Source organism: Bradyrhizobium sp. USDA 3311, assembly GCF_054062495.1.
Genome location: NZ_JBSSFI010000001.1, coordinates 9005203 through 9023044, shown reverse-complemented (window position 1 = coordinate 9023044; position 17842 = coordinate 9005203). Strand labels below are relative to the sequence as shown.

The following is a 17842-nucleotide window of genomic DNA, read 5'->3' as shown; positions in this document are numbered from 1 at the left end:
CCTTTCTTTTCCAGATCGTCTCGACCAAGAAGCAGAGCGCCTTCGAGCTGAGGCTAAAAAAAGGTACCGCAAGGTCACGAGCGCGAGTTGCTTATGCGTCGGCTGGAGACGACCTGAACTGTTCAGCACGCGGAGGCAGACGCCGCAGAGACATCACCTTGAACTCGATTTCGCGATGGCTTCGCGAACCTGATTGATCAGCGACATCATAGTGTAGGGCTTCGACAGCCAGCCGAGTGGCGAAAATGGCGTGGCTTTCTCCCGCGTCTGCTGATCGTCATGGGCCGTTGCAAACAGGCAGCGCACGCCGACTTCGCGATAGAGATCGCCGGCAGCATCAATGCCGTCGCGGCGGCCGGCCAGGCGGATATCCATGATGGCGATCGCGGGTTTATGCGCCCGCGCAAGCGAAATGGCTTCTTCGGCCGTGGCGGCGATGCCGCTGATCTGAAATCCGGCCGCGATCAACGCGCTCTCTGCCTCCATCGCAATCAGGAAATCATCCTCGACAATAAGGATCGCGGGCCTTTGCTGCGCCGCTTTCGCTACCTTCCCGGTCTCCGAAGCCACCGGCTGATCACCGGCCGCGCCAGACGTGGTCGCGTTGACCTGTTTCTCGGATTCCGAAGGCGTCATGAGCTGGTGATCGCGAAGCGCAGGCGAGCGCGCGAAGGCGCGCGGGTCACCTCGAATTCCCCGCGCAGCTGGCGGGCTAAACCCTGCACAAGACGTAAGCCTGAGGAGTTCTGTTGAACGGCGCTCAACTCAAAACCAGGGCCGTCATCCTCCACTTCAAGCTCGTACTCTCCATCCCGTTCATTCAGCGTCACCCGGATGCGATCCCGTTTCGGATCCTTCATGCCGTGCTTGGCAGCGTTCGTCAGCAGTTCGTTGAGGATGAGAGCGAGCGGCATGGCGATATCGTTGGACAGCACGCCCGTCGCCGGAGAGCGCTCGATCTTCACATTGTTCGGCAATGTCTGCTGTACCGTTTCCACTACCGCTCCGAGAAACTGCTCGGCGGAGAAGCGGGTCGCATCCGTCGTGCCATAAAGCACGCGTTGAGCCGCGGCCATCGCGGCGATGCGGCGGGAGGCTTCCTCGAGAACCTGGCGCGCTTCCTCACTGCGTGCGCTCCGCGCAGCACCCTGCAATAGACCTTGCAGCACCTGCATGTTGTTCTTGGTACGGTGATTGAGCTCATTCAGCAACAGCCTCTGCTGTGTCTCGGCCTGCTTGCGCTCGCTCAAATCCACCAGCATGTTGATGGCGCCGGTGACGTTTCCGAAGGCATCGCGCAAGGGGGTCGGAAACGGGATGAAGGGAACTCGCGTCCCGTCCGGTTTCTCGGCAACCGCTTCGACGCCCCGTACAGATCGGCCTTCCTTCAAGGCAATGGCCATCGGACATTGGTCGTGAGGCAACGGTGTTCCGTCCGGCCAGTAAAGTTTCCAGGTGACACACCATTCATCGGTGCCGAGCTCCGGCGTGCGGCCTGCGAGCTCGACCGCCGCCTGATTGAAGTAAGTGATCTTGCCGGCCGCGTCTGTTGTATAGATTGCCGCCGGTATCGCCGCGAGCAGCTCCTGCAATCGCCGTTCGCTTTCCCGGAGGCGCTCTTCCGCGAGTTTCCGTCCGCTGATATCGCGTGCGATTTTCGAGGCCCCCACAATGCGACCGTTGCGATCGCGTATCGGCGATATTGTCAGCGAGATATCGACCATGCCTCCATCTTTGCGACGGCGCACGGTTTCATAGTGGTGAATGGGTTCGCCACGCCTGATCCGAGCGAGAATGTCGGCCTCTTCACCCTCGCGATCTTTGGGTATCAGCAGCATGATCGACCGCCCGATCACCTCCTCCTTGCGATACCCGAACAGCCGTTCAGCGCCTTCGTTCCAGGTCTGTATAATTCCGTCGAGATTTTTGCTGACGATCGCATCGTCGGAAGACTCGACAATCGCCGCGAGTTGCCGCGCATCGCGTTCAGCCACGCGTCGCGCTTCCTCGCCGGCGAGGCGAGCAAGGCTGAAGCCCAGCAGTCGCGCAAGGACCAGTGCGACATCGATCTCGCCCTCGCTGAAGGAATGAGGAAACCTGTGATAAGCCATGAATTTTCCGGTGAGGCGGCCATCCTGCAGTATGGGAATAAAGGCGGCTGCCTGAATGCCTTCTTCAAGGATGGTCCGCTTTAACGCGTCCGGCAGATCTGCTTTCGCGACATCCTCGATGCCTATGGGGTGCGGATCATGCGCGTCCGGCGTCCAAGGCGAATGCCCCTCGACCGCCTGTCGGTAGCTTTGCGAAAGACCGCGCCAGGCCGCAAACCGCATTATCTGCGCCTCGTCAAACAAGAGGATTGATGCCCGCTCGCAAGCCAGGGCCCGTGTGATGGCATTAAGGGCGGCCTCGTAACAATCGGTGGACGAGGTGCAATGCTGCAATCGCTCTGAAAAGGCAAACAGCGCTGCCTGTTCTTCCATGCGACGTGCGAGTGCCTCTTCAGCTCGCTTGCGATCGGTGATGTCGTGCTGAACGCGAACCGCATAAAGAAAGCGCCCGTCAGCATCGCGGACGCTCGACGACGTCACCTGGGCCCAGAAATGGCCGCCATCCTTGCGGGCAATGCGCTTTTCGATGCTGTAACGCTCGAACTCGCCCGCGAGCTGTCGCTGGAATTGATCGCGATCCTCCGACACATCTTCCGGATGCGTCTCCCCGAAAATTGTTCGGCCCAGCAGTTGGGCCGCCGAATAACCTGTGAGTTCGCAGAGCTGCTGATTGACCCGCAACATGCGGCCATTCTCGTCCACTTCAACGATGCCGGCGCCGACATGCTCGTAGGTCGCGGCAAGACGTGCATCGAGGGGGGGCAATGGCTCCAGATCGTCACGGCCGGACGGCGCCCGATTTTGGATGTTCATTGGCCTCGTCCCTCCCGCGCCGCGGCATGTCGCCTGACTTCCTCGCCGCCTCGGCCTGCCGAGGCCGGGCAAAGCGTTATGAAACGCACTTTTGGAACAAGAGTTCCTTTGGAGGGCACCGCGACGCACAAAACAACCGTTGGCGAATCAGTGTGGGGCGACTTGAAACCAGCCTCCGAACATGCCCATCCTCGAAAAGGGTCTCCTTGGCTGGGCTTACCAAGTGTCGGCATTACTTCAAATCCGTCACCTCTGCAGTCTGACGCTGGTTGCCGCGTGCCTTCTTGCAGCCGGGAATGTCTTCGCACAAGAGGACAAAAAGACGGATGACGACAAGCCGGCGGACCCAGACACGGGCGAGAGCACCGTTGAGGAAAAAACACTCGGCTTATTGCCGAACCCTCTTCAGAAATGCGGCGTCAAGTTTGCCGCGACCTATATCGGGGAAGGCCTCGGCAACTCGTCCGGCGGGCTGAAGCAAGGAGCGATCTACGAAGGCCGGTTGAACCTTGCCGTCGATGTCGATCTTGAGAAGCTCGCCGGCATCGACAAGCTCACCTTCCACGCCAACATGTTCCAGATTCACGGCGACGGGCTATCGCGCAGCAATCTGCAGAACTTCTTCGTGGTTAGCGGCATCGAAGCTCTGCCCTCGACGCGGTTGTACGAGGCTTACTTCGAGAAGCAGTGGGGCAACAAGAAAGTCTCGCTGAAGTTCGGCCAGCTGGCAGCCGACAGCGAGTTCTTCAACACAAAATACACGGATGTCTTCACCAATGCCTCGATGGGGTGGCCGGCAATTACCTCGCTTGATTTGCCCAGCGGCGGCCCGTCGCCTCCGTTGGCGGCTATGGGTGCGAGGCTGCTCGTAAATGTCACGGACCAACTGTCGGTCCTCGGCGGCATATTCGACGGCGATCAGGCTGGTCCCGGGCCGGGCGATCCACAAGAGCGTAACCGCTACGGCGTGAACTTCCGCATCAACGATCCGCCCCTGCTGCTCGGACAGATCCAGTACGCCTGGAATAACAAAAAGGGCGATGAAAACCCTGCCGGCCAAATCAAATTTGGCGCCTGGCGTCATTTGGGTAGCTTTGCCGACCAGCGTTTCGCATCGAACGGCGCTTCACTGGCATCGCCCGCCAGCAACGGCGAGCCCCTGCTGCTGTCCGGTGACATCGGTGGCTGGATGGTCTTCGAGCAGAAGCTCTATCGCATACCGAAGAGCGACGATCGTGGCATCGGCTTTTTTACCCGTATCGCCGGCGCACCAGCTGATCGCAACTTGATTGATCTCTATGCGGACACCGGTATCGAGTTTATCGGCCTCAGCGATGCACGGCTGGACGACAAGTTCGGCATTGCGGCCGGCTATGCACATGTCTCAAAGCGCGCGCAAGCGCTCGACGCTGATTATCGTGCTCTCGTCAATCCCGACTGGCCCATGCGAAACTTCGAAGGCCTTCTAACCGCCGTCTATCAGTACCAGATCAGGGACGGGTGGACGCTGCAGCCCAATTTTCAGTACGTCATTCACCCCGGTGGAGGAGCAACGAACCCTTCAGGACCTCTAGCCGGAACGCCACTCAAGAATGCTTCCGTGTTCGGCTTGCGGACGACCCTTAAATTTTAGGAGGGACTTCCGAAACGTAGTTCGCGCCGTAGGGGCCACATGAGGACGGCGACCGCGAACCAGACGAGCGAAGCCGCTGCCAGGCAGAGCGCGGGCTGTAAAGCGCGTCCCTGCCACCAGATGAAGAGCGCGAAGCAGGCAAGGCCCAGACTTCCCCATCCGGCCCCGGCGGCATCAAGTGCGGCGGCAGCCTTTCCACGTCGCTGCCCGCGCAGGCCGTTTTTCTCCTTGCGCTCGCGCTCATGCTTTTCGATCAAGGTCGCACTGGCACAGAAGATCGCGGGAAAGGCCAGCATCAGCCCGCCGGCCTCCGGCCCTGCCCAGTTAGCGACAAGCCCCGCCACCACGGTTGCCAACCCGCCCAATGCAAAACGCACAATATACTCGTAAGGTCGTCCCTGCTTGAGTGCGGAAAATTTGAAATGGACAACCATGGCGCTCAGCCTATCAAAAGTTGCTTGAGGCCTATCGCGGCCACAAGCCAGACCGCGAGAGCGGCGAGGGTGGCGTTGCGCGCAGACCATTCGGCCCGCATCAGCAATTGACAAACAACAAAGCTGTAAGCCGCCAGCGCGATCGAACCGAGGATCATCGAGCGTGCTTCGATCGCAACGTAGTCGCCGCCATGTTTTGAGAAGGCGAGGCCGAGCGTTGCCAGAGCAACGGATGGCGCGGCGCCAAACAATCCCGCGAAACTCTTAGGCCGCAGTACGTCGCCTATGACCGCAAACATCGAGACGACCAAGCCGCCAATCAGAAAGCGCAATGCGTAGTCGACCATTTCTCCTTGCCTTGCCGTTTCTAGGACGATCCCGGCATCAGCATGCTGACCGCCATGCCGACGATGCAAAGAGCCATCGCCGCCGTCGATGCCCAGCCAAGCCAGTACAGCCAACCTTCGACCACGAGCTTGCCCATCACGTTAGGCCGTCTGACGAGCAGCATCAAAACAGCCATTACCGGTGCTGCCAGCACCCCGTTAATGACCGCGCTCCAGTAAAGCGCCTTGATCGGATCAATCGGCGTGAAATTGAGCGCCACACCGAGGCCGATCGAGAGGGCAAGCACCGAATAAAACGCCGCGGCCTGCCGCGGTTTGCGGGCGAGGCCAACGGGCCATCTGCGGCCTTCGCCAATGGCATAGGCCGTCGAGCCGGCCAGCACCGGAACGGCGAGCAAACCCGTGCCAATGATGCCGAGCGCAAAAACCAGCTCGGCGAGTGGCCCAGCAATCGGCTTCAAGGCCGCCGCGGCCTGCGCCGATGACTGCACGTCGGTCACCCCCTGCTGATGCAAGGTGGCGGCCGTCGTGATGATGATCGCGATCGCGATGAGGTTTGAGAAGGCCATGCCGATAATCGTATCGAGGCGAATGCGCCAGAGTTCGCGTCCTTGAGAACGCACATCCTCCTTAAGCGGATTCTTCTTGGGATTGATGCGCTGCTCCTCAGCTTCCTGCGAGGATTGCCAGATGAACAGGTAGGGCGAAATCGTTGTCCCGAGAATGGCGACCAACGTCGTCAGAAAGGCGCCGCTCCATTCGATCTTCGGGATGAATAGTCCCTTAAGGGCGTCAGCCCAGGGCACTTTGACGACCGCCAGAGCGCATAGGCAAAAAGCACCAGCGTCAGCCATTTAAGGATCGCGACATAGCGCTTGTAAGCAATGAAGATCTGCGCCAGCACCGAGATGACCGCAAAGACAACGACGTACACGACCGCCGATCCGCCAATCACCAGCTTTGCGGCATCCGCCATGGCTCCGAGATCGGCTGCAACATTGATTGTGTTGGCGATAAAAAGAAAACTGACTAGCGCCCAGATCACCCAGCCGGGATAGTTGCGGCAGACATTGCCTGCGATCCCGTGCCCCGTCACCCGACCGATCCGGCCCGAAATCTCCTGGATCGCCACCATCGGGGGGTAGCTCAGGAGCATCGTCCAGCCGATGCCAAAACCAAGTTGCGCGCCCGCTTGGCTGTAAGTGCCAATCCCAGACGGATCGTCATCCGATGCGCCCGTGATCAGGCCGGGTCCGAGCCGCTTCAAAAGGCCCGTCCTTCGATCCGGCTTTTTGGCGTCGGCCCTTGCCATGTGCTTCCTCGGGGTTAGGACTGGTGCCGAGCGTCCCGTTTGCAACGTCAAGAAGCAATGAGGGCTTCATCGGTCGGGCTCAACGCCTGATGCGGGACGCCCGCACACGCAAGGTACGGCACTAATATTTACGCTAAGCCGGTTGCTCAGGGCACTTCGACAGTCCCTTTGGCCGACAGGCTCGCCTGACCTGTGCCGCCGGTTTAATGGTGCCAGAAGATCGCGAGCAGCAGAATGATCGGCAGCGGTATGCCCAGCAGCCACAACAATGCGCCTCGTCCAAAGCCCATGGCTCTCTCCTCCATTGATCTGTCCCTCGCATCCAACGCGTCCGTTCGGCGCACAGTTCCTCGCCGGGGAACGGTTTTCGAGGCGGTTGATTGAAAGAGCAGGACGACTTGTTCTGCTTTCCAATTGCGTTTTTACGGTTTGCTGCAGGACGTAAGGACATCTGCGAGAGAAGGCAGTCGATGACGATACGAGTGCATCCTTTGTCCGCCGATATTGAACTTGCGCGTGCCATTGCGCGGCACACCCGTCCGCTGCCGGAGCGGATTTCGGGCGCGATGACTTGGGGAGCGGATGAGCATATTCTGACCGCGCTTGCTGTCGGATGGTGGCTCTGGTGTCGCGCCAAGCCACTGCCGCAGCGGCACGCGAGCGATCATGTGCTGCTGACGACGCTCGCCTCCGTCCTGCTGCCACACCTTCTCAAAACACAATTTGACCAGGTGCGGCCGGACCGGCGCACCGTGCGCGGCCATCTGCATGGCATCCCGCTCTCCGGCCGCGCGCTGGATGCGTTCCCCTCGGGGCACGCCGTGCATGTCGGCGCCCTCGCATCTGCCGCCGCGGTCCTGCCGCCCGCCAAACGCAATCTTGCGTGGAGTCTCGGCGCCGTTCTGGTGTCGACGCGCATTCTCCTGCTGGCCCACTGGGCAAGCGATGTGCTTGCGGGTCTGGCGATCGGTGCAGTGCTCGAGCGCGTCATAAGACGACTGACGGGATTTGGTCGTCAGGGCTCGGCCTAGTCATGGGCCAGCTTCTTGCACCCCCCGGTCCGCATGCTGTCCACTTCTGCATCGACATGCAAAGGTTATTCGCGCCGGGTGCCCCCTGGGCAACGCCCTGGCTGGAAAGTGCGCTACCTGAGGCAGTGAGGCTGATTGCGCACGCGCCGCAACGTACCGTCTTTACGCGCTTCATTCCGGTCCGCAACAAAGTCGAGGCGCGCGGCGTCTGGAAAGCCTATTATGAGAAATGGGAATGCGTGACACGCGACAAGGTCGATCCGGCGTTGCTTGAACTGATACCGGACCTGACACGCTTTGTGCCGCCTGCCACAGTCATCGACCGCCAAACTTACTGCGCATTCACTAATAGCCGGCTGCAGGCCTTTCTGGATGAGCATCAGGTGGATACGCTGATCGTGTCCGGCGGTGAGACCGATGTCTGTGTGCTCGCAACGGTGCTGGCTGCCGTCGATATCGGATACCGTGTCATCCTGGCCGAAGATGCGCTCTGCAGCTCGTCTGATGAAAGCCACGATGCGCTCATCAATCTTTACAGCAAGCGGTTCAGCTTGCAGATCGAGGTGGCTCCCGTTGCCAGCATCCTTGCGAGCTGGAGCGTCGACGATTGACGGCCGGTCAATTGCCTTCCTGCGTAGTCTGGCGGGGAAACTGATTAACCGCTTAATTGAGGAGGCGTCGCGATGTCGACGTTTGGCTGCTTCCATCAATGATCGAGAAGCGGCTTCGAAAATCGAGGCGTTGGCTGTCGACTATGAGCGACGTGCGGCGGCGCTCAGTGCTTCCAGAGAAGCGAAGCAGGCAAAGGATGACGGCGAACCCTGATGGGAAACATCAAGCCGTGTTCAGCAAGTCCGATGTCGTCCCGGGGCCGACTAGCGGGCGAGGCGCTTGATGGTCTTGATCGCACGGTTCGGGCCATGCCAGCCGAGGAATTTTAGCTCCTTGTTTTCCAGCGCGTTCGTCGCCCGAAAGAACTGTTCCAGATCGTCGCGCGCATGGGCGGGGAGATTACGGATATCCTTGAGATCCGTTTCGAGCGGTGACCGGTCAGGCACTGCAAACACGCGATCGTTTCGCTCCTTCTTGCCTTTGCTCCTTTGTTCGACCTCGAGAATGCCGGCCGGGCGGCAGCGCAACACGACGCCCGGGTAGGTCTGCGCATCATGCAGGATCAGCACATCCAGCGGATCGCCGTCCTTGGCCTTGGTCGAGGGAATGAAGCCCCAATCGTAAGGATAGGTCAGACCCGCCAATCGAAGTCGAGCTTGCACGAGCTTCCGCGTGGCGTCTCGACAACGGCGAAGATGTTGTCGTCGTCGGCCCAGCTCGGCAGCTTTGTCAGATTGGTCATGGCGACAGTTGATCACGCATTGGCATCGATAAATGGGTGCGGGCCTGGCGAAATCATCCGCCGGGCCCGCGGCGATCAGGCGGCGGTGGAAGCCTTCTTGTTGACGCCCTTGCGCAGCGCAACCGTGTTGAGCTTGGTATTCGCGGCCTTCTCCTCGTTCAGGTTCGTGGTCAGGAAACGCACGATATCGTCATGGCCGAGCTCTTCTGCCCAGGCGATCAGCGTGCCGTAACGACATATCTCGTAATGTTCGACCGCCTGCGCATTAGCGACGATTGCCGCATCGAGTACCGTCTTGTCTTCGATCTCGCCGGCCGTTTCGTCCGCTTCCTTGATGATGCCGTCGATAGCGGGACATTGCGTGCCGCTCGGCGACTTGCCCAGTTTCTCGAAGACCTTCTCGAGACGCTCGACCTGCTTGTTCGTCTCTTCGAGATGGTTCTTAAGGCCCGTGACCAGATCCCGGTTGGTGGCCTTGTCGATCATTTTCGGCAATGCCTTGAGGATCTGTTGCTCGGCATAATAGATGTCCTGTAAGCCGTGCAGCAGCAGGTCGTCCATCGTCTTGATGTCTTTTGAGAATAGTCCCATGGCGTCGCTCCTCGATCTTAAAGCGATGGAACGGCGCGGACTAGGCTTTGTTCCTCACCGCCCTACCGCAGCCGGCTGCGCAGGTCCTCGGCCCGTCTTCCGAATTGGCGAATTCGCGTCGCGAGAATCAGCTCGCGAAGCCTGCTGACTGGGCGGGAGGAACCGTGGCATCAAGCCGGCGTTTTGCCTTCCTACGGAGTTTTGCATGGTCAGCACCTCGCTCTGGATGGAGACGGAGATATTGCCGGAAGCGGGTGCGCTCAAAGGCGATGCGCATTGCGATGTGGCAGTGGTCGGCTCCGGAATCGCTGGCCTGTCGACCGCCTACGAACTCTCCAAGCGGGGCCAGTCGGTGATCGTCATCGACCGCAAGGGTATCGCGAGCGGCCTGACGGCGCGCACCTCAGCGCACCTTGCGCCGCTCTGCGACGATCTGATGAGCGAATTCAAGAAACTGCGCGGCGCTGAAATCGCCAAGCTATTCTATGAAAGCCAGGCCGCCGCCGTCGACCGGATCGAAGAGATCCAGGCGAGCGAAAAGATCGCCTGCGACTTCCGGCGGCTGGATGGGTACCTCTTTCAGGGCAACGGCATGCCGGCCGACATCATCGACCAGGAATTGGAAGCAGTGCAGGAAGTCGGCGCGCCGGTGCATCGACTGGTAGGTGTTCCGCTCAAGGGATGTGAAAGCCGCCACGTGCTTCGTTATCCCCGGCAGGCGACCTTCCATCCGCTGAAGTACCTTGCTGGAGTTGCCGCGGTTTGTGAGGCGAACGGCGTCCGTTTCTTCGCCAACAGTCCTGTCGAAGAGGTTGCGGAACGGGACGGCGCCGTCACGCTGCGAACAGCACAAGGGCAGGTCACGGCCGGTCACGCCGTGATCGCGACCAACGCCTCGATTGCCGAGCGCTTCCAGTTGCATTCCAAGGTTGCGCCCTACCGTACTTATGTGCTCGCTTTTGCGATCGCGCGGGGTGAACTTCCGGACGCGCTCTACTGGGACACCGAGGATCCCTACCACTATGTGCGGCTGCAAACGGGTCCAGACGATCATGATTTCGTTCTTGTCGGCGGCGAAGACCACAAAAGCGGCGAGGCGAATGACGCCGACCAGCGCTTAGCCCGGCTGGAGAGCTGGGCGCGTGAATTGATCCCGGCTGTTGGCAAGGTCACGCACCGCTGGTCGGGGCAGGTTCTCGATACTATTGACTATGCCGGCTTCATCGGCCGCGAGCCCGGCAGCGAGCGCGTTTATCTTGCGATGGGCGATTCTGGTCAAGGGCTGACCCATGGTGTGATGGGTGCTATGCTGAATACCGCGCTCATTCTCGGCGAAGAGAGCTCGTGGCAGCCGGTCTATGCGCCCGATCGCAAACCTCTAGCTGCCGCTCGAAACTTCCTGCGCGAGAATCTGACCGTCCTGCAAAATCTCGCCGAATATGTAGCGCCCGGCGAAATCGGCTCCCTTGAGGAGCTTGCGCCGGGCGAGGGTGCCGTCCTGCGTCGCGGTCTCGAGAAGATCGCTGCCTACAGGGACAAAGCGAGCAAGCTGCATTTGCATTCGGCAAGCTGCACCCATATCGGCTGCCATCTTCACTGGAACAGCTTCGAGACCTGCTGGGACTGTCCCTGCCACGGCTCGATCTTCGCGCCCAATGGCCAGCCGATCAATGCGCCGGCCGTTTCGGCCTTGCGACCCGTTCAAAGATAAGGCTGCGTGACGAAATCACTTCACCTTTTGGGAGCGTTCCATCTTCAAAGACGAAGATATCGAACAGGACGACCTGCGCAGCGCCCGTACACCATGGGCGGTTCTGCCGCCGCCGTCCATAGAGCCGATCACCGACAGCTTTCGCTGCGAAGTCCTGGTCGTAGGTGCCGGTATCACGGGTGCCCTGGTGGCCGAGCGTCTCAGCCGGCAGGGGCGGCAGGTCGTCATCATCGATCGCGAGGTTCCAAGCCTCGGCAGCACGGTCGCCAGCACCGCAATGCTACTTTGGGAAATCGACCGTCCGCTCTTCCAACTCACCGAGCTTTACGGCTTCGAGAAGGCAGTCCGCTGCTACCGCGCCAGTCACCAGGCCGCTCGGGGATTACGGGCGTTGATTGCGCAGTACGGAATCGCGTGCCACATGCGGCCACGTCTTTCGCTCTATCTTGCCGCCGATGACAGCCCGAAGCTCATCCAGGACGAATATAGCCTCAGAAGCCGCGTTGATCTGCCATCCCTCTTACTGGGCCACGCCGAACTTCTCCAACGCTTCGCGATCGCCCGGGCGGGCGCCATCCTGTCGAGGGACGCAGCCGACGCGGATCCCGTTCTGCTCACGCGCGGTCTGCTTGATCTGTCTCTCAAGCGCGGCGCCCGCCTTCTGAAGGCCAACGCGGTCGCTTATGACGGCGCCGCCTCGACCGTGACCGTCGGCCTTGAAAACGGGTTTTCGATCGAGGCGCGCCATGTGGTGCTTGCGACAGGCTATGTCATGCCGGACATCGTGCGGCCCACGGCTCAGCAACCGGCCTCCAGTTGGGCGATCGCAACTGCGCCGCAGGCGGATAATCTATGGCCGGGGCAGGCGCTCATCTGGGAAGCGACCCAGAACTACCACTATGCCCGTACGACATCCGATGGACGCATCATCTTCGGCGGTGAGGATGATCAGGGGCTTATTCAACCTGACGCTCGTGACGCGGCGACCCCGACAAAGGTGAGGGTGCTCAAGGAACGCCTGAGAGCTCTCTGGCCCCGCACCTCCAGCCACGTTGCATTCGCCTGGTCAGGAGCCATCGACACCACCCGCGACGGGCTGCCCCTCATCGGCGCAGTGCCCGGCTCCAAGAATATCTTTGCGGCCTTTGGCTATGGAGGTAACGGAGTCACCTTCAGCCTCCTCGCCGCGGAGCTCATCGGCTCGCTTCTTTCGGGAGGATCGTCGCCCCTGCTCGATGACTTTGCGATCGACCGTGACATTTGCGGCTAGCGGCGGGCGACAAGGCAGCCAAGCATGAAAGCGACGAGCAATGAGGGAAGCGGAGCCTCACGAACCACGTCGCGGAGAAAGCCGAGCGCTTGGCCAGGGGCCTGACCCTCTTCGAGACTCTGCCGCACAGTGCGGGCAGTCTCCCGCACGCCTTCCGACACTTCTTTCATTTTCGCCATGGCGTCTTCGTTGTCCATTTGATCCTCCTGCAGGCCTGCCGCACAACAAATGTCTCGGCAGCTATCCGTTCCTGCAACCCACGGGGCGCGGATGCGGATCGTTGCCTCCCATGACTTGAGGAGCGAGATGAGAGGTCGCCAGCCAGACGGGTGAGAGCCGCATCTGAAGCAGTGACAGGCAACGCGCAATATGTCGGCCTTCACTTCGCTTTTCCGATCGCCGGAGGCGGTCGCCTTGTACGACGTCTCCGAAAATATTCGAATGCCTTGAGAGCAGGGACGCGGGTCCTTTGGACAGCAGCGCTTGACGGAGAAGTGGCCCATCCGAGGGGATTGGACGGGCCACTTTCGAAGCGAACCTCCATTTACTCAATGCATGTGAATTTACCAATAGCCGGCGCCGCCGATGACGATCGCCGGGGCGACGACCCACAACAGGAATACTGGCAACTGTATTTGCCTGGGCCGATGCCGGTCCGTCCGAAGTTCTTACTGCTCGGTGCAGACCTTGGTGGTCTTGACTGCGGACTCCGCTTCCGTCTTGGTCTTGTAGACACCGTCGCCCACGACTGTCGTGGTAGTCGTCGTCGGCTTGGTGTCGACCACGGTGCACTTCTTCGTGGTGGCATCGCGGATGATGTAGAACTCGGCGGCGCTGGCCGCCTGGGTACCCAGAGCGAACGCGGCGAGCGCGCCGCAAACGATCAGCTTCTTCATTTCTGTCTCCTCCAGTGGCTTCAAAGTAGTCACTGCCAACGACGGGTTCAGTTGCAAGTTCCACTTGTTCCCGAAAGATGCCGTAGCGCGCTGCTGCGGTGTCGCAGCAATCTTCCTCTCGCTGAGACAAATGCAATTTTGATTGCCGAGTTTTCCCGATTTGGAACTCGGCCCGCCATCGCGTGTTAAGCGACCGCATTCAGGAGGTCTCACATGAATAAGCGTTTATTTTTGGCTACGACGGCTGCAGTCGCGATTGCGACTTCGGCATTTGCGCAGTCGTCCCCCAACACTTCGAACTCGAATTCGCCGACCGCGCAACGACCGCAGGATTCCACTTCCACGACGACGCCGTCCTCCACGGCCACTACACCGTCGTCCAACTCGTCCGGGCAGGCCAGCAATCCGTCGACGAACTCGGCCCAGACGCAGCAACCTTCTTCGACCGGTCAGAACGCTGCGAACCAGTCGTCCAATTCCGGGACCGGGTCCAACACCACGCAGGCGCCGACCTCCGGCAACTCGACCAATCAGGCCCAGACCAGCCAGCCTTCCAACCAGACCACTACGCCCTCGAACCAGGCGCAGACCAATTCGCCCTCGACCGGCCAGACCCAGAGCGCGAATCCGCCGGCCTCGACCAGCAATCAGGCGCAGTCTCCGACCGGAAGCAACTCGACCAACACGGCCCAGCAGCCGAACAACCAGCAGAACACGGCCGATCGCTCGTCGAACACCAACATGAATGCGTCGGTGAACATCAACGATCTGCAGCGGACGCGGATCAGCACGTCGATTTCGCACCTGAACGTGCAGCCCCTCAACAACGTGAACTTCTCGCTGTCGGTCGGCACGGTCGTGCCGCGCGACGTCCGCGTGCGGCCGCTGCCGGCGGAGGTGGTCGAGATCGTGCCCCAGTACCGAGGCTACGACTTCGTTCTGGTGAAAGACGAGATCGTCATCGTGGAGCCCTCCAGCTACAAGATCGTCGCCTTGATGCCGTACTCGGGCCGCTCGACGGCGGCAGCGCCGGCGCGCTCCGAGCAACGCAATGTCACCTTCAGCGATCGTGACCGCGAGGTGATCCGCAAGCACGCCAAGGCGCGTCCCGTCGAGCGCGAACGACAAACGACCGGCAGTACGGTGCGAACCGAGATCCGCCGAGGCGAGCGAGTGCCGGAGGGCGTGGAGATCGATGCTTTCCCGGACGAGGTCTATCGCGAGGCGCCGAGTCTGCGGGAGTACCGATACATTCACCGGGATAGCCGCACCTACATCGTAGAACCGCAGGAACGTCGTGTCATCGAAGAGATCGACTGATCTCGCCAAGGAAGGAGAACGCTCATGAAGACAATTGCACTTGGAGCTTTCGCGACGGCCTTGTTGGCGTCGGCTGCCCCCGCCGCTCCGCTCAATCCGACCGCGGTCGGTTCACCCGAGTTATCGGGCATCGATCAGGTCCGGCTCGTTTGCAACGAGTACGGCCGCTGCTTCCGGACCGGCGGTCCCCGCTATGTCCAGCGCTATTACGGCGACGATGACGGTTACGTCGTGCGCCGGAGCTACGGCTACTACGGCGGACCAGGATACTACGATCGCGGCTACGGCTACTACGGCGGTGGCCCGAGCATCGGCTTCAGCTTCGGCACCGGCCGTTGGTGACCAAAGAAAGGGCCGCTCCCGAGCGGCCCTTTCTTACGGATATCGACGTTGCGGTGATCGGATGGCCGCTCTTGCCAGATTGCTAGGACAGAAAGAGCAACTGCTGGCGCGGCTTGAAGCCGGACCCGGCCCGAACGAGCGTGCCGAAATCCAGGCGCTTCTCGCCAAGATCGATACCGCGCTGAAGCTTCTCGGGGCTGAAGAGTCTCCCGGAGCAGAGCCGACGGACTAAAGACTGAGGGGCCGTTAACTCACCAGCCCCCTGGCGGGCTCGCAGACAACCGAAAGCCCCAGCTCGGGGGCTTGGGGGGCGGTGAGCTGGGGCCAGTTCGGGGTTGCCCCTTGGGGCAGGGGCTTTGGGAAAACTTGGCAGCCGAGCTATCGTTCCTCTGGGTCGTTAGGAAGTTTTGGAGGGCGGTACCCGCCTAGCCGTACCGAGCCGGTCAATCCAAGTCCGGCGGCCTCATGGGCTGCAGTCCCGGTAAAGGCGCTTGCGAGCAAATGAAGATTCCGGCCACGTTGAACGCGATGTGGCGTTTAGGTTCAGGGTCGCCGTTGCAAGTCGAGGCATTTGCGGGCGGGGACAATGCAGCGGCGTCCCGGTCGAGCGGCGAGGCGCCTACCGATCACAGATTCTCCTGCAAGCCCTTGAAGTAGGGATGCCGGACCTTGCCCTCCGCAGACATGGCCCGGGATCTCCGCTAACAACTTCGGCTCGACCCAGATGCCCTTGTGGCCGACGCGCTTCGCGTAGGGCTGCGTCTCCCGGATCAGCGGCTTCAGCCGCTTCTGCAGGTCGGCGGCGGAGGCCTTGTCGAAGCCATGGTCGACCTTGCCGGCGTAGATCAGCTCGCCGTCTTTGCGTCAGCCGAGGTAGATACCGTCTCGTTTACCCTCGTCGAGCGCGAAGCCGCCGATGGTCAGGGTCTACCGCTCCGCGCAGGTCTTCTTCACCCTATTGTTGCCGCTGCCGCTCACGTAGGCGCAGTCACGGACCTTCGATACCACGCTCTCGAGTCCGAGCTTACAGGCTGCGCGAACATCTCGCGCCCGTCGATTGACTCGACTCGACGGGACACGATTTTTCGGGAAAAGTAGAAACTTCATCTTCCGAGACGAGTTGGCATCCAGCGATATCTCTTCTCGTCGGAGCCGAACATGGTCGATGACGTCCCGCTGCGCACGGCGGTACATACGGTCTGGTCTCTCTACCTGACGAAGCATCGCAATGTCGATGCTTCCGACACCCGCCGCTGTCTGCTGGAGCGTCATCTGCAAGGGAGATGGGAAGCGCATGTGAGCGATGCCGAAGAACTCACGGGATTCGGCGTGGCTTACCTTGAGCGCCTTCCCGAAAACGAATGTTGAGGCTGGTGGAGGCGCTCGTCAGGCGAGCTGCGGTCGACAGCGCCAGGCCGGATTGGACGTTGCTGGCCGTCTCAGAACTTGCCTCCGCGGCCATCGTCCTGTTCTTCCGCTCGATGTTTTCGGTCTAGAGGATCGGCATCGATGCGCATCGCTCAACTCGCTCCCCTGGCCGAAAGCGTCCCCCCGAAGCTGTACGGAGGCACGGAAAGGGTCGTGGCATGGCTGGTGGATGAACTGGTCGAGCTCGGCCACGACGTCACGCTGTTCGCGAGCGGCGACTCCCGGACGAAAGGCGAGCTTCATTCCGTGTGGCCCCGCGCGCTGCGTCTCGGACGGAAGGGCGCCGATCCAAATGCCGCCTGCGCCGTGCTGCTGGAGGCGATCGCAAAGCGCGCGAAAGACTTCGACGTGATCCACGCGCACATCGACTGGCTGCCCCTTCCGCTGCTCAGTCGGCTCGGCGTGCCCTTCGTGACCACCATGCATGGCCGGCTCGACCTGCCGGGCCTTTCCGAGGTGCTGCGGCAGTTTCCCGGCGCGGGCTTCGTGTCGATATCGGACCATCAGCGTCTGCCGTTGCCGGAGGCGAATTGGATCGCCACGATCCAGCACGGACTGCCATCGAACAACTTTCGCCCGTCTTTCGATCAAGGATCCTATTTGGCGTTCCTCGGCCGCCTGACCGCGGAAAAGGGCCCCCAGGACGCCATCCGCATCGCGCGCGCCGCCGGAATGCCCTTGCGCATCGCCGCCAAGATTCCGCGCGGCGAGACGGCCTACTTCAAGAAGCAACTTGAGCCCCACATCGACGGTCGGGCGGTCCAGCTCGTCGGCGAGGTCGACGAGGTGAAGAAGCAGCCGTTCCTCGCAAAGGCCGCGGCCCTGCTGTTTCCGATCGATTGGCCGGAGCCTTTCGGCCTCGTCATGATCGAGGCGATGGCCTGTGGGACGCCAGTGATCGCCTACCGCTCCGGCTCCGTGCCCGAGGTCGTCGAGGACGGCGTGACCGGCTTCATCGTCGAGAACGAGGAGCAGGCTGTCAGAGCCGTGGGCGATCTGGGCCGGCTCGACAGACGAAAAATACGCGCCCGCTTCGAGGAACGCTTCTCCGCGGACCGAATGGCGCGAGAGTATGAAAGCGCGTATCGCGGATTAATGTCTGCCGCGGTGGGGCACTCGGCTGCGGCATTCGCGGCGCCAAACGCTGAACATCGGCGCGCAACGATGCCGACCGACGAACAACCGGCGCCCAGCTAACCGATTTTTCGCCGCCCCTTGAACGCCGCCTCCGGACATCCATATGACATCC

General features: G+C 61.1%; 19 protein-coding genes and 4 pseudogenes. 11 read left to right on the top strand and 12 right to left on the bottom strand.

What is annotated here, in order from left to right; all coding sequences use genetic code 11:
- Positions 1–153: 153 nt before the first annotated feature.
- From ACVWW6_RS42945 to ACVWW6_RS42930, 4 genes and pseudogenes are all read right to left on the bottom strand, one after another.
- Positions 154–636, bottom strand: a complete 483-nt coding sequence (locus tag ACVWW6_RS42945; RefSeq protein WP_456682901.1) for a response regulator — start codon at positions 634–636, stop codon at positions 154–156.
- Positions 633–1175 (bottom strand): sensor histidine kinase, encoded by a 543-nt coding sequence (locus ACVWW6_RS42940; RefSeq protein ID WP_456683238.1) that lies wholly within the window; start codon positions 1173–1175, stop codon positions 633–635. Before ACVWW6_RS42940 ends, ACVWW6_RS42945 begins: the two co-directional genes overlap by 4 nt.
- Positions 1176–1211: 36 nt before the next feature.
- A pseudogene (locus ACVWW6_RS42935) lies at positions 1212–1988 on the bottom strand (PAS domain-containing protein); the annotation flags it as partial.
- A gap of 48 nt (positions 1989–2036) precedes the next feature.
- Positions 2037–2924: pseudogene (locus ACVWW6_RS42930) on the bottom strand (PAS domain S-box protein); the annotation flags it as partial.
- Positions 2925–3105: 181 nt separating this feature from the next.
- Between ACVWW6_RS42930 and ACVWW6_RS42925 the strand changes: the two are divergent.
- A complete protein-coding gene (locus ACVWW6_RS42925) occupies positions 3106–4557 on the top strand; it encodes a carbohydrate porin (RefSeq protein ID WP_456682900.1) in 1452 nt (483 codons plus the stop codon).
- On the opposite strand, the gene ACVWW6_RS42920 is transcribed toward ACVWW6_RS42925, so the two are convergent.
- The 3 genes and pseudogenes from ACVWW6_RS42920 to ACVWW6_RS42910 all read right to left on the bottom strand — a co-directional run bounded on the left by ACVWW6_RS42920 (position 4554) and on the right by ACVWW6_RS42910 (position 6650).
- A complete protein-coding gene (locus ACVWW6_RS42920; protein ID WP_456682899.1) occupies positions 4554–4991 on the bottom strand; it encodes a DUF3147 family protein in 438 nt (145 codons plus the stop codon). The two genes, ACVWW6_RS42925 and ACVWW6_RS42920, sit on opposite strands and share 4 nt — an antisense overlap.
- Positions 4992–4996: 5 nt before the next feature.
- Positions 4997–5338 (bottom strand): DUF3147 family protein, encoded by a 342-nt coding sequence (locus ACVWW6_RS42915; protein ID WP_456682898.1) that lies wholly within the window; start codon positions 5336–5338, stop codon positions 4997–4999.
- Positions 5339–5358: 20 nt separating this feature from the next.
- Positions 5359–6650, bottom strand: a pseudogene (locus tag ACVWW6_RS42910) (NRAMP family divalent metal transporter).
- A 380-nt stretch (positions 6651–7030) separates the two neighbouring features.
- Between ACVWW6_RS42910 and ACVWW6_RS42905 the strand changes: the two are divergent.
- Complete coding sequence (locus tag ACVWW6_RS42905; protein WP_456682897.1) at positions 7031–7681, top strand: phosphatase PAP2 family protein; 651 nt, start codon at positions 7031–7033, stop codon at positions 7679–7681.
- Between the two features lie 2 nt (positions 7682–7683).
- The gene (locus ACVWW6_RS42900) at positions 7684–8292 is read left to right on the top strand and encodes a cysteine hydrolase (RefSeq protein ID WP_456682896.1); all 609 of its coding nucleotides are present in this window, start codon (positions 7684–7686) and stop codon (positions 8290–8292) included.
- Positions 8293–8556: 264 nt separating this feature from the next.
- Here the strand turns inward: ACVWW6_RS42900 and ACVWW6_RS42895 are convergent, their stop codons facing one another.
- On the bottom strand, positions 8557–9051 hold the full coding sequence (locus tag ACVWW6_RS42895; protein ID WP_456682895.1) for an inorganic diphosphatase: 495 nt from the start codon (positions 9049–9051) through the stop codon (positions 8557–8559).
- A gap of 59 nt (positions 9052–9110) precedes the next feature.
- Positions 9111–9626 (bottom strand): YciE/YciF ferroxidase family protein, encoded by a 516-nt coding sequence (locus ACVWW6_RS42890; protein WP_038958320.1) that lies wholly within the window; start codon positions 9624–9626, stop codon positions 9111–9113.
- A gap of 205 nt (positions 9627–9831) precedes the next feature.
- On the opposite strand from ACVWW6_RS42890, the gene ACVWW6_RS42885 reads away from it, so the two are divergent.
- Positions 9832–11337, top strand: a complete 1506-nt coding sequence (locus ACVWW6_RS42885) for an FAD-dependent oxidoreductase (protein WP_456682894.1) — start codon at positions 9832–9834, stop codon at positions 11335–11337.
- A gap of 184 nt (positions 11338–11521) precedes the next feature.
- Positions 11522–12607: an NAD(P)/FAD-dependent oxidoreductase gene (locus ACVWW6_RS42880; protein WP_456683237.1), complete on the top strand. Its 1086-nt coding sequence runs from the start codon at positions 11522–11524 to the stop codon at positions 12605–12607.
- On the opposite strand, the gene ACVWW6_RS42875 is transcribed toward ACVWW6_RS42880, so the two are convergent.
- Positions 12604–12804, bottom strand: coding sequence for a hypothetical protein (locus tag ACVWW6_RS42875; RefSeq protein ID WP_161536401.1), 201 nt, complete (start codon positions 12802–12804; stop codon positions 12604–12606). The two genes, ACVWW6_RS42880 and ACVWW6_RS42875, sit on opposite strands and share 4 nt — an antisense overlap.
- A 471-nt stretch (positions 12805–13275) precedes the next feature.
- Positions 13276–13503: a hypothetical protein gene (locus ACVWW6_RS42870; protein WP_071910996.1), complete on the bottom strand. Its 228-nt coding sequence runs from the start codon at positions 13501–13503 to the stop codon at positions 13276–13278.
- 213 nt (positions 13504–13716) lie between these two features.
- On the opposite strand from ACVWW6_RS42870, the gene ACVWW6_RS42865 reads away from it, so the two are divergent.
- The 3 genes from ACVWW6_RS42865 (at position 13717) to ACVWW6_RS42855 (ending at position 15397) form a co-directional block, all read left to right on the top strand.
- Positions 13717–14823 (top strand): DUF1236 domain-containing protein, encoded by a 1107-nt coding sequence (locus tag ACVWW6_RS42865; RefSeq protein ID WP_161536400.1) that lies wholly within the window; start codon positions 13717–13719, stop codon positions 14821–14823.
- 24 nt (positions 14824–14847) lie between these two features.
- Positions 14848–15165 (top strand): hypothetical protein, encoded by a 318-nt coding sequence (locus ACVWW6_RS42860; protein WP_071911000.1) that lies wholly within the window; start codon positions 14848–14850, stop codon positions 15163–15165.
- 61 nt (positions 15166–15226) lie between these two features.
- Positions 15227–15397: a hypothetical protein gene (locus ACVWW6_RS42855; RefSeq protein WP_202633057.1), complete on the top strand. Its 171-nt coding sequence runs from the start codon at positions 15227–15229 to the stop codon at positions 15395–15397.
- 394 nt (positions 15398–15791) lie between these two features.
- On the opposite strand, the pseudogene ACVWW6_RS42850 reads toward ACVWW6_RS42855, so the two are convergent.
- Positions 15792–16223: pseudogene (locus ACVWW6_RS42850) on the bottom strand (ATP dependent DNA ligase); the annotation flags it as partial.
- A gap of 100 nt (positions 16224–16323) precedes the next feature.
- Here ACVWW6_RS42850 and ACVWW6_RS42845 point away from each other — a divergent pair.
- Genes ACVWW6_RS42845 through ACVWW6_RS42835 form a run of 3 tightly spaced genes read left to right on the top strand, consistent with a single transcriptional unit; the run spans position 16324 to position 17790 of the window.
- On the top strand, positions 16324–16533 hold the full coding sequence (locus ACVWW6_RS42845) for an SH3 domain-containing protein (protein ID WP_161536399.1): 210 nt from the start codon (positions 16324–16326) through the stop codon (positions 16531–16533).
- On the top strand, positions 16527–16661 hold the full coding sequence (locus tag ACVWW6_RS42840) for a hypothetical protein (RefSeq protein WP_256380432.1): 135 nt from the start codon (positions 16527–16529) through the stop codon (positions 16659–16661). The genes ACVWW6_RS42845 and ACVWW6_RS42840 overlap by 7 nt, the downstream gene beginning before the upstream one ends.
- Positions 16662–16674: 13 nt before the next feature.
- On the top strand, positions 16675–17790 hold the full coding sequence (locus tag ACVWW6_RS42835) for a glycosyltransferase family 4 protein (RefSeq protein ID WP_161537157.1): 1116 nt from the start codon (positions 16675–16677) through the stop codon (positions 17788–17790).
- The last annotated feature ends 52 nt before the right edge of the window (positions 17791–17842 follow it).

Coding starts and splice junctions, on each gene's coding strand:
- ACVWW6_RS42915 (WP_456682898.1), bottom strand. CDS start 5,338: ATGGTCGACTACGCATTGCGCTTTCTGATTGGCGGCTTGGTCGTCTCG.
- ACVWW6_RS42855 (WP_202633057.1), top strand. CDS start 15,227: ATGGCCGCTCTTGCCAGATTGCTAGGACAGAAAGAGCAACTGCTGGCG.
- ACVWW6_RS42860 (WP_071911000.1), top strand. CDS start 14,848: ATGAAGACAATTGCACTTGGAGCTTTCGCGACGGCCTTGTTGGCGTCG.
- ACVWW6_RS42835 (WP_161537157.1), top strand. CDS start 16,675: ATGCGCATCGCTCAACTCGCTCCCCTGGCCGAAAGCGTCCCCCCGAAG.
- ACVWW6_RS42865 (WP_161536400.1), top strand. CDS start 13,717: ATGAATAAGCGTTTATTTTTGGCTACGACGGCTGCAGTCGCGATTGCG.
- ACVWW6_RS42885 (WP_456682894.1), top strand. CDS start 9,832: ATGGTCAGCACCTCGCTCTGGATGGAGACGGAGATATTGCCGGAAGCG.
- ACVWW6_RS42920 (WP_456682899.1), bottom strand. CDS start 4,991: ATGGTTGTCCATTTCAAATTTTCCGCACTCAAGCAGGGACGACCTTAC.
- ACVWW6_RS42890 (WP_038958320.1), bottom strand. CDS start 9,626: ATGGGACTATTCTCAAAAGACATCAAGACGATGGACGACCTGCTGCTG.
- ACVWW6_RS42940 (WP_456683238.1), bottom strand. CDS start 1,175: ATGCAGGTGCTGCAAGGTCTATTGCAGGGTGCTGCGCGGAGCGCACGC.
- ACVWW6_RS42840 (WP_256380432.1), top strand. CDS start 16,527: ATGTTGAGGCTGGTGGAGGCGCTCGTCAGGCGAGCTGCGGTCGACAGC.
- ACVWW6_RS42945 (WP_456682901.1), bottom strand. CDS start 636: ATGACGCCTTCGGAATCCGAGAAACAGGTCAACGCGACCACGTCTGGC.
- ACVWW6_RS42900 (WP_456682896.1), top strand. CDS start 7,684: ATGGGCCAGCTTCTTGCACCCCCCGGTCCGCATGCTGTCCACTTCTGC.
- ACVWW6_RS42875 (WP_161536401.1), bottom strand. CDS start 12,804: ATGGACAACGAAGACGCCATGGCGAAAATGAAAGAAGTGTCGGAAGGC.
- ACVWW6_RS42925 (WP_456682900.1), top strand. CDS start 3,106: ATGCCCATCCTCGAAAAGGGTCTCCTTGGCTGGGCTTACCAAGTGTCG.
- ACVWW6_RS42845 (WP_161536399.1), top strand. CDS start 16,324: ATGGTCGATGACGTCCCGCTGCGCACGGCGGTACATACGGTCTGGTCT.
- ACVWW6_RS42870 (WP_071910996.1), bottom strand. CDS start 13,503: ATGAAGAAGCTGATCGTTTGCGGCGCGCTCGCCGCGTTCGCTCTGGGT.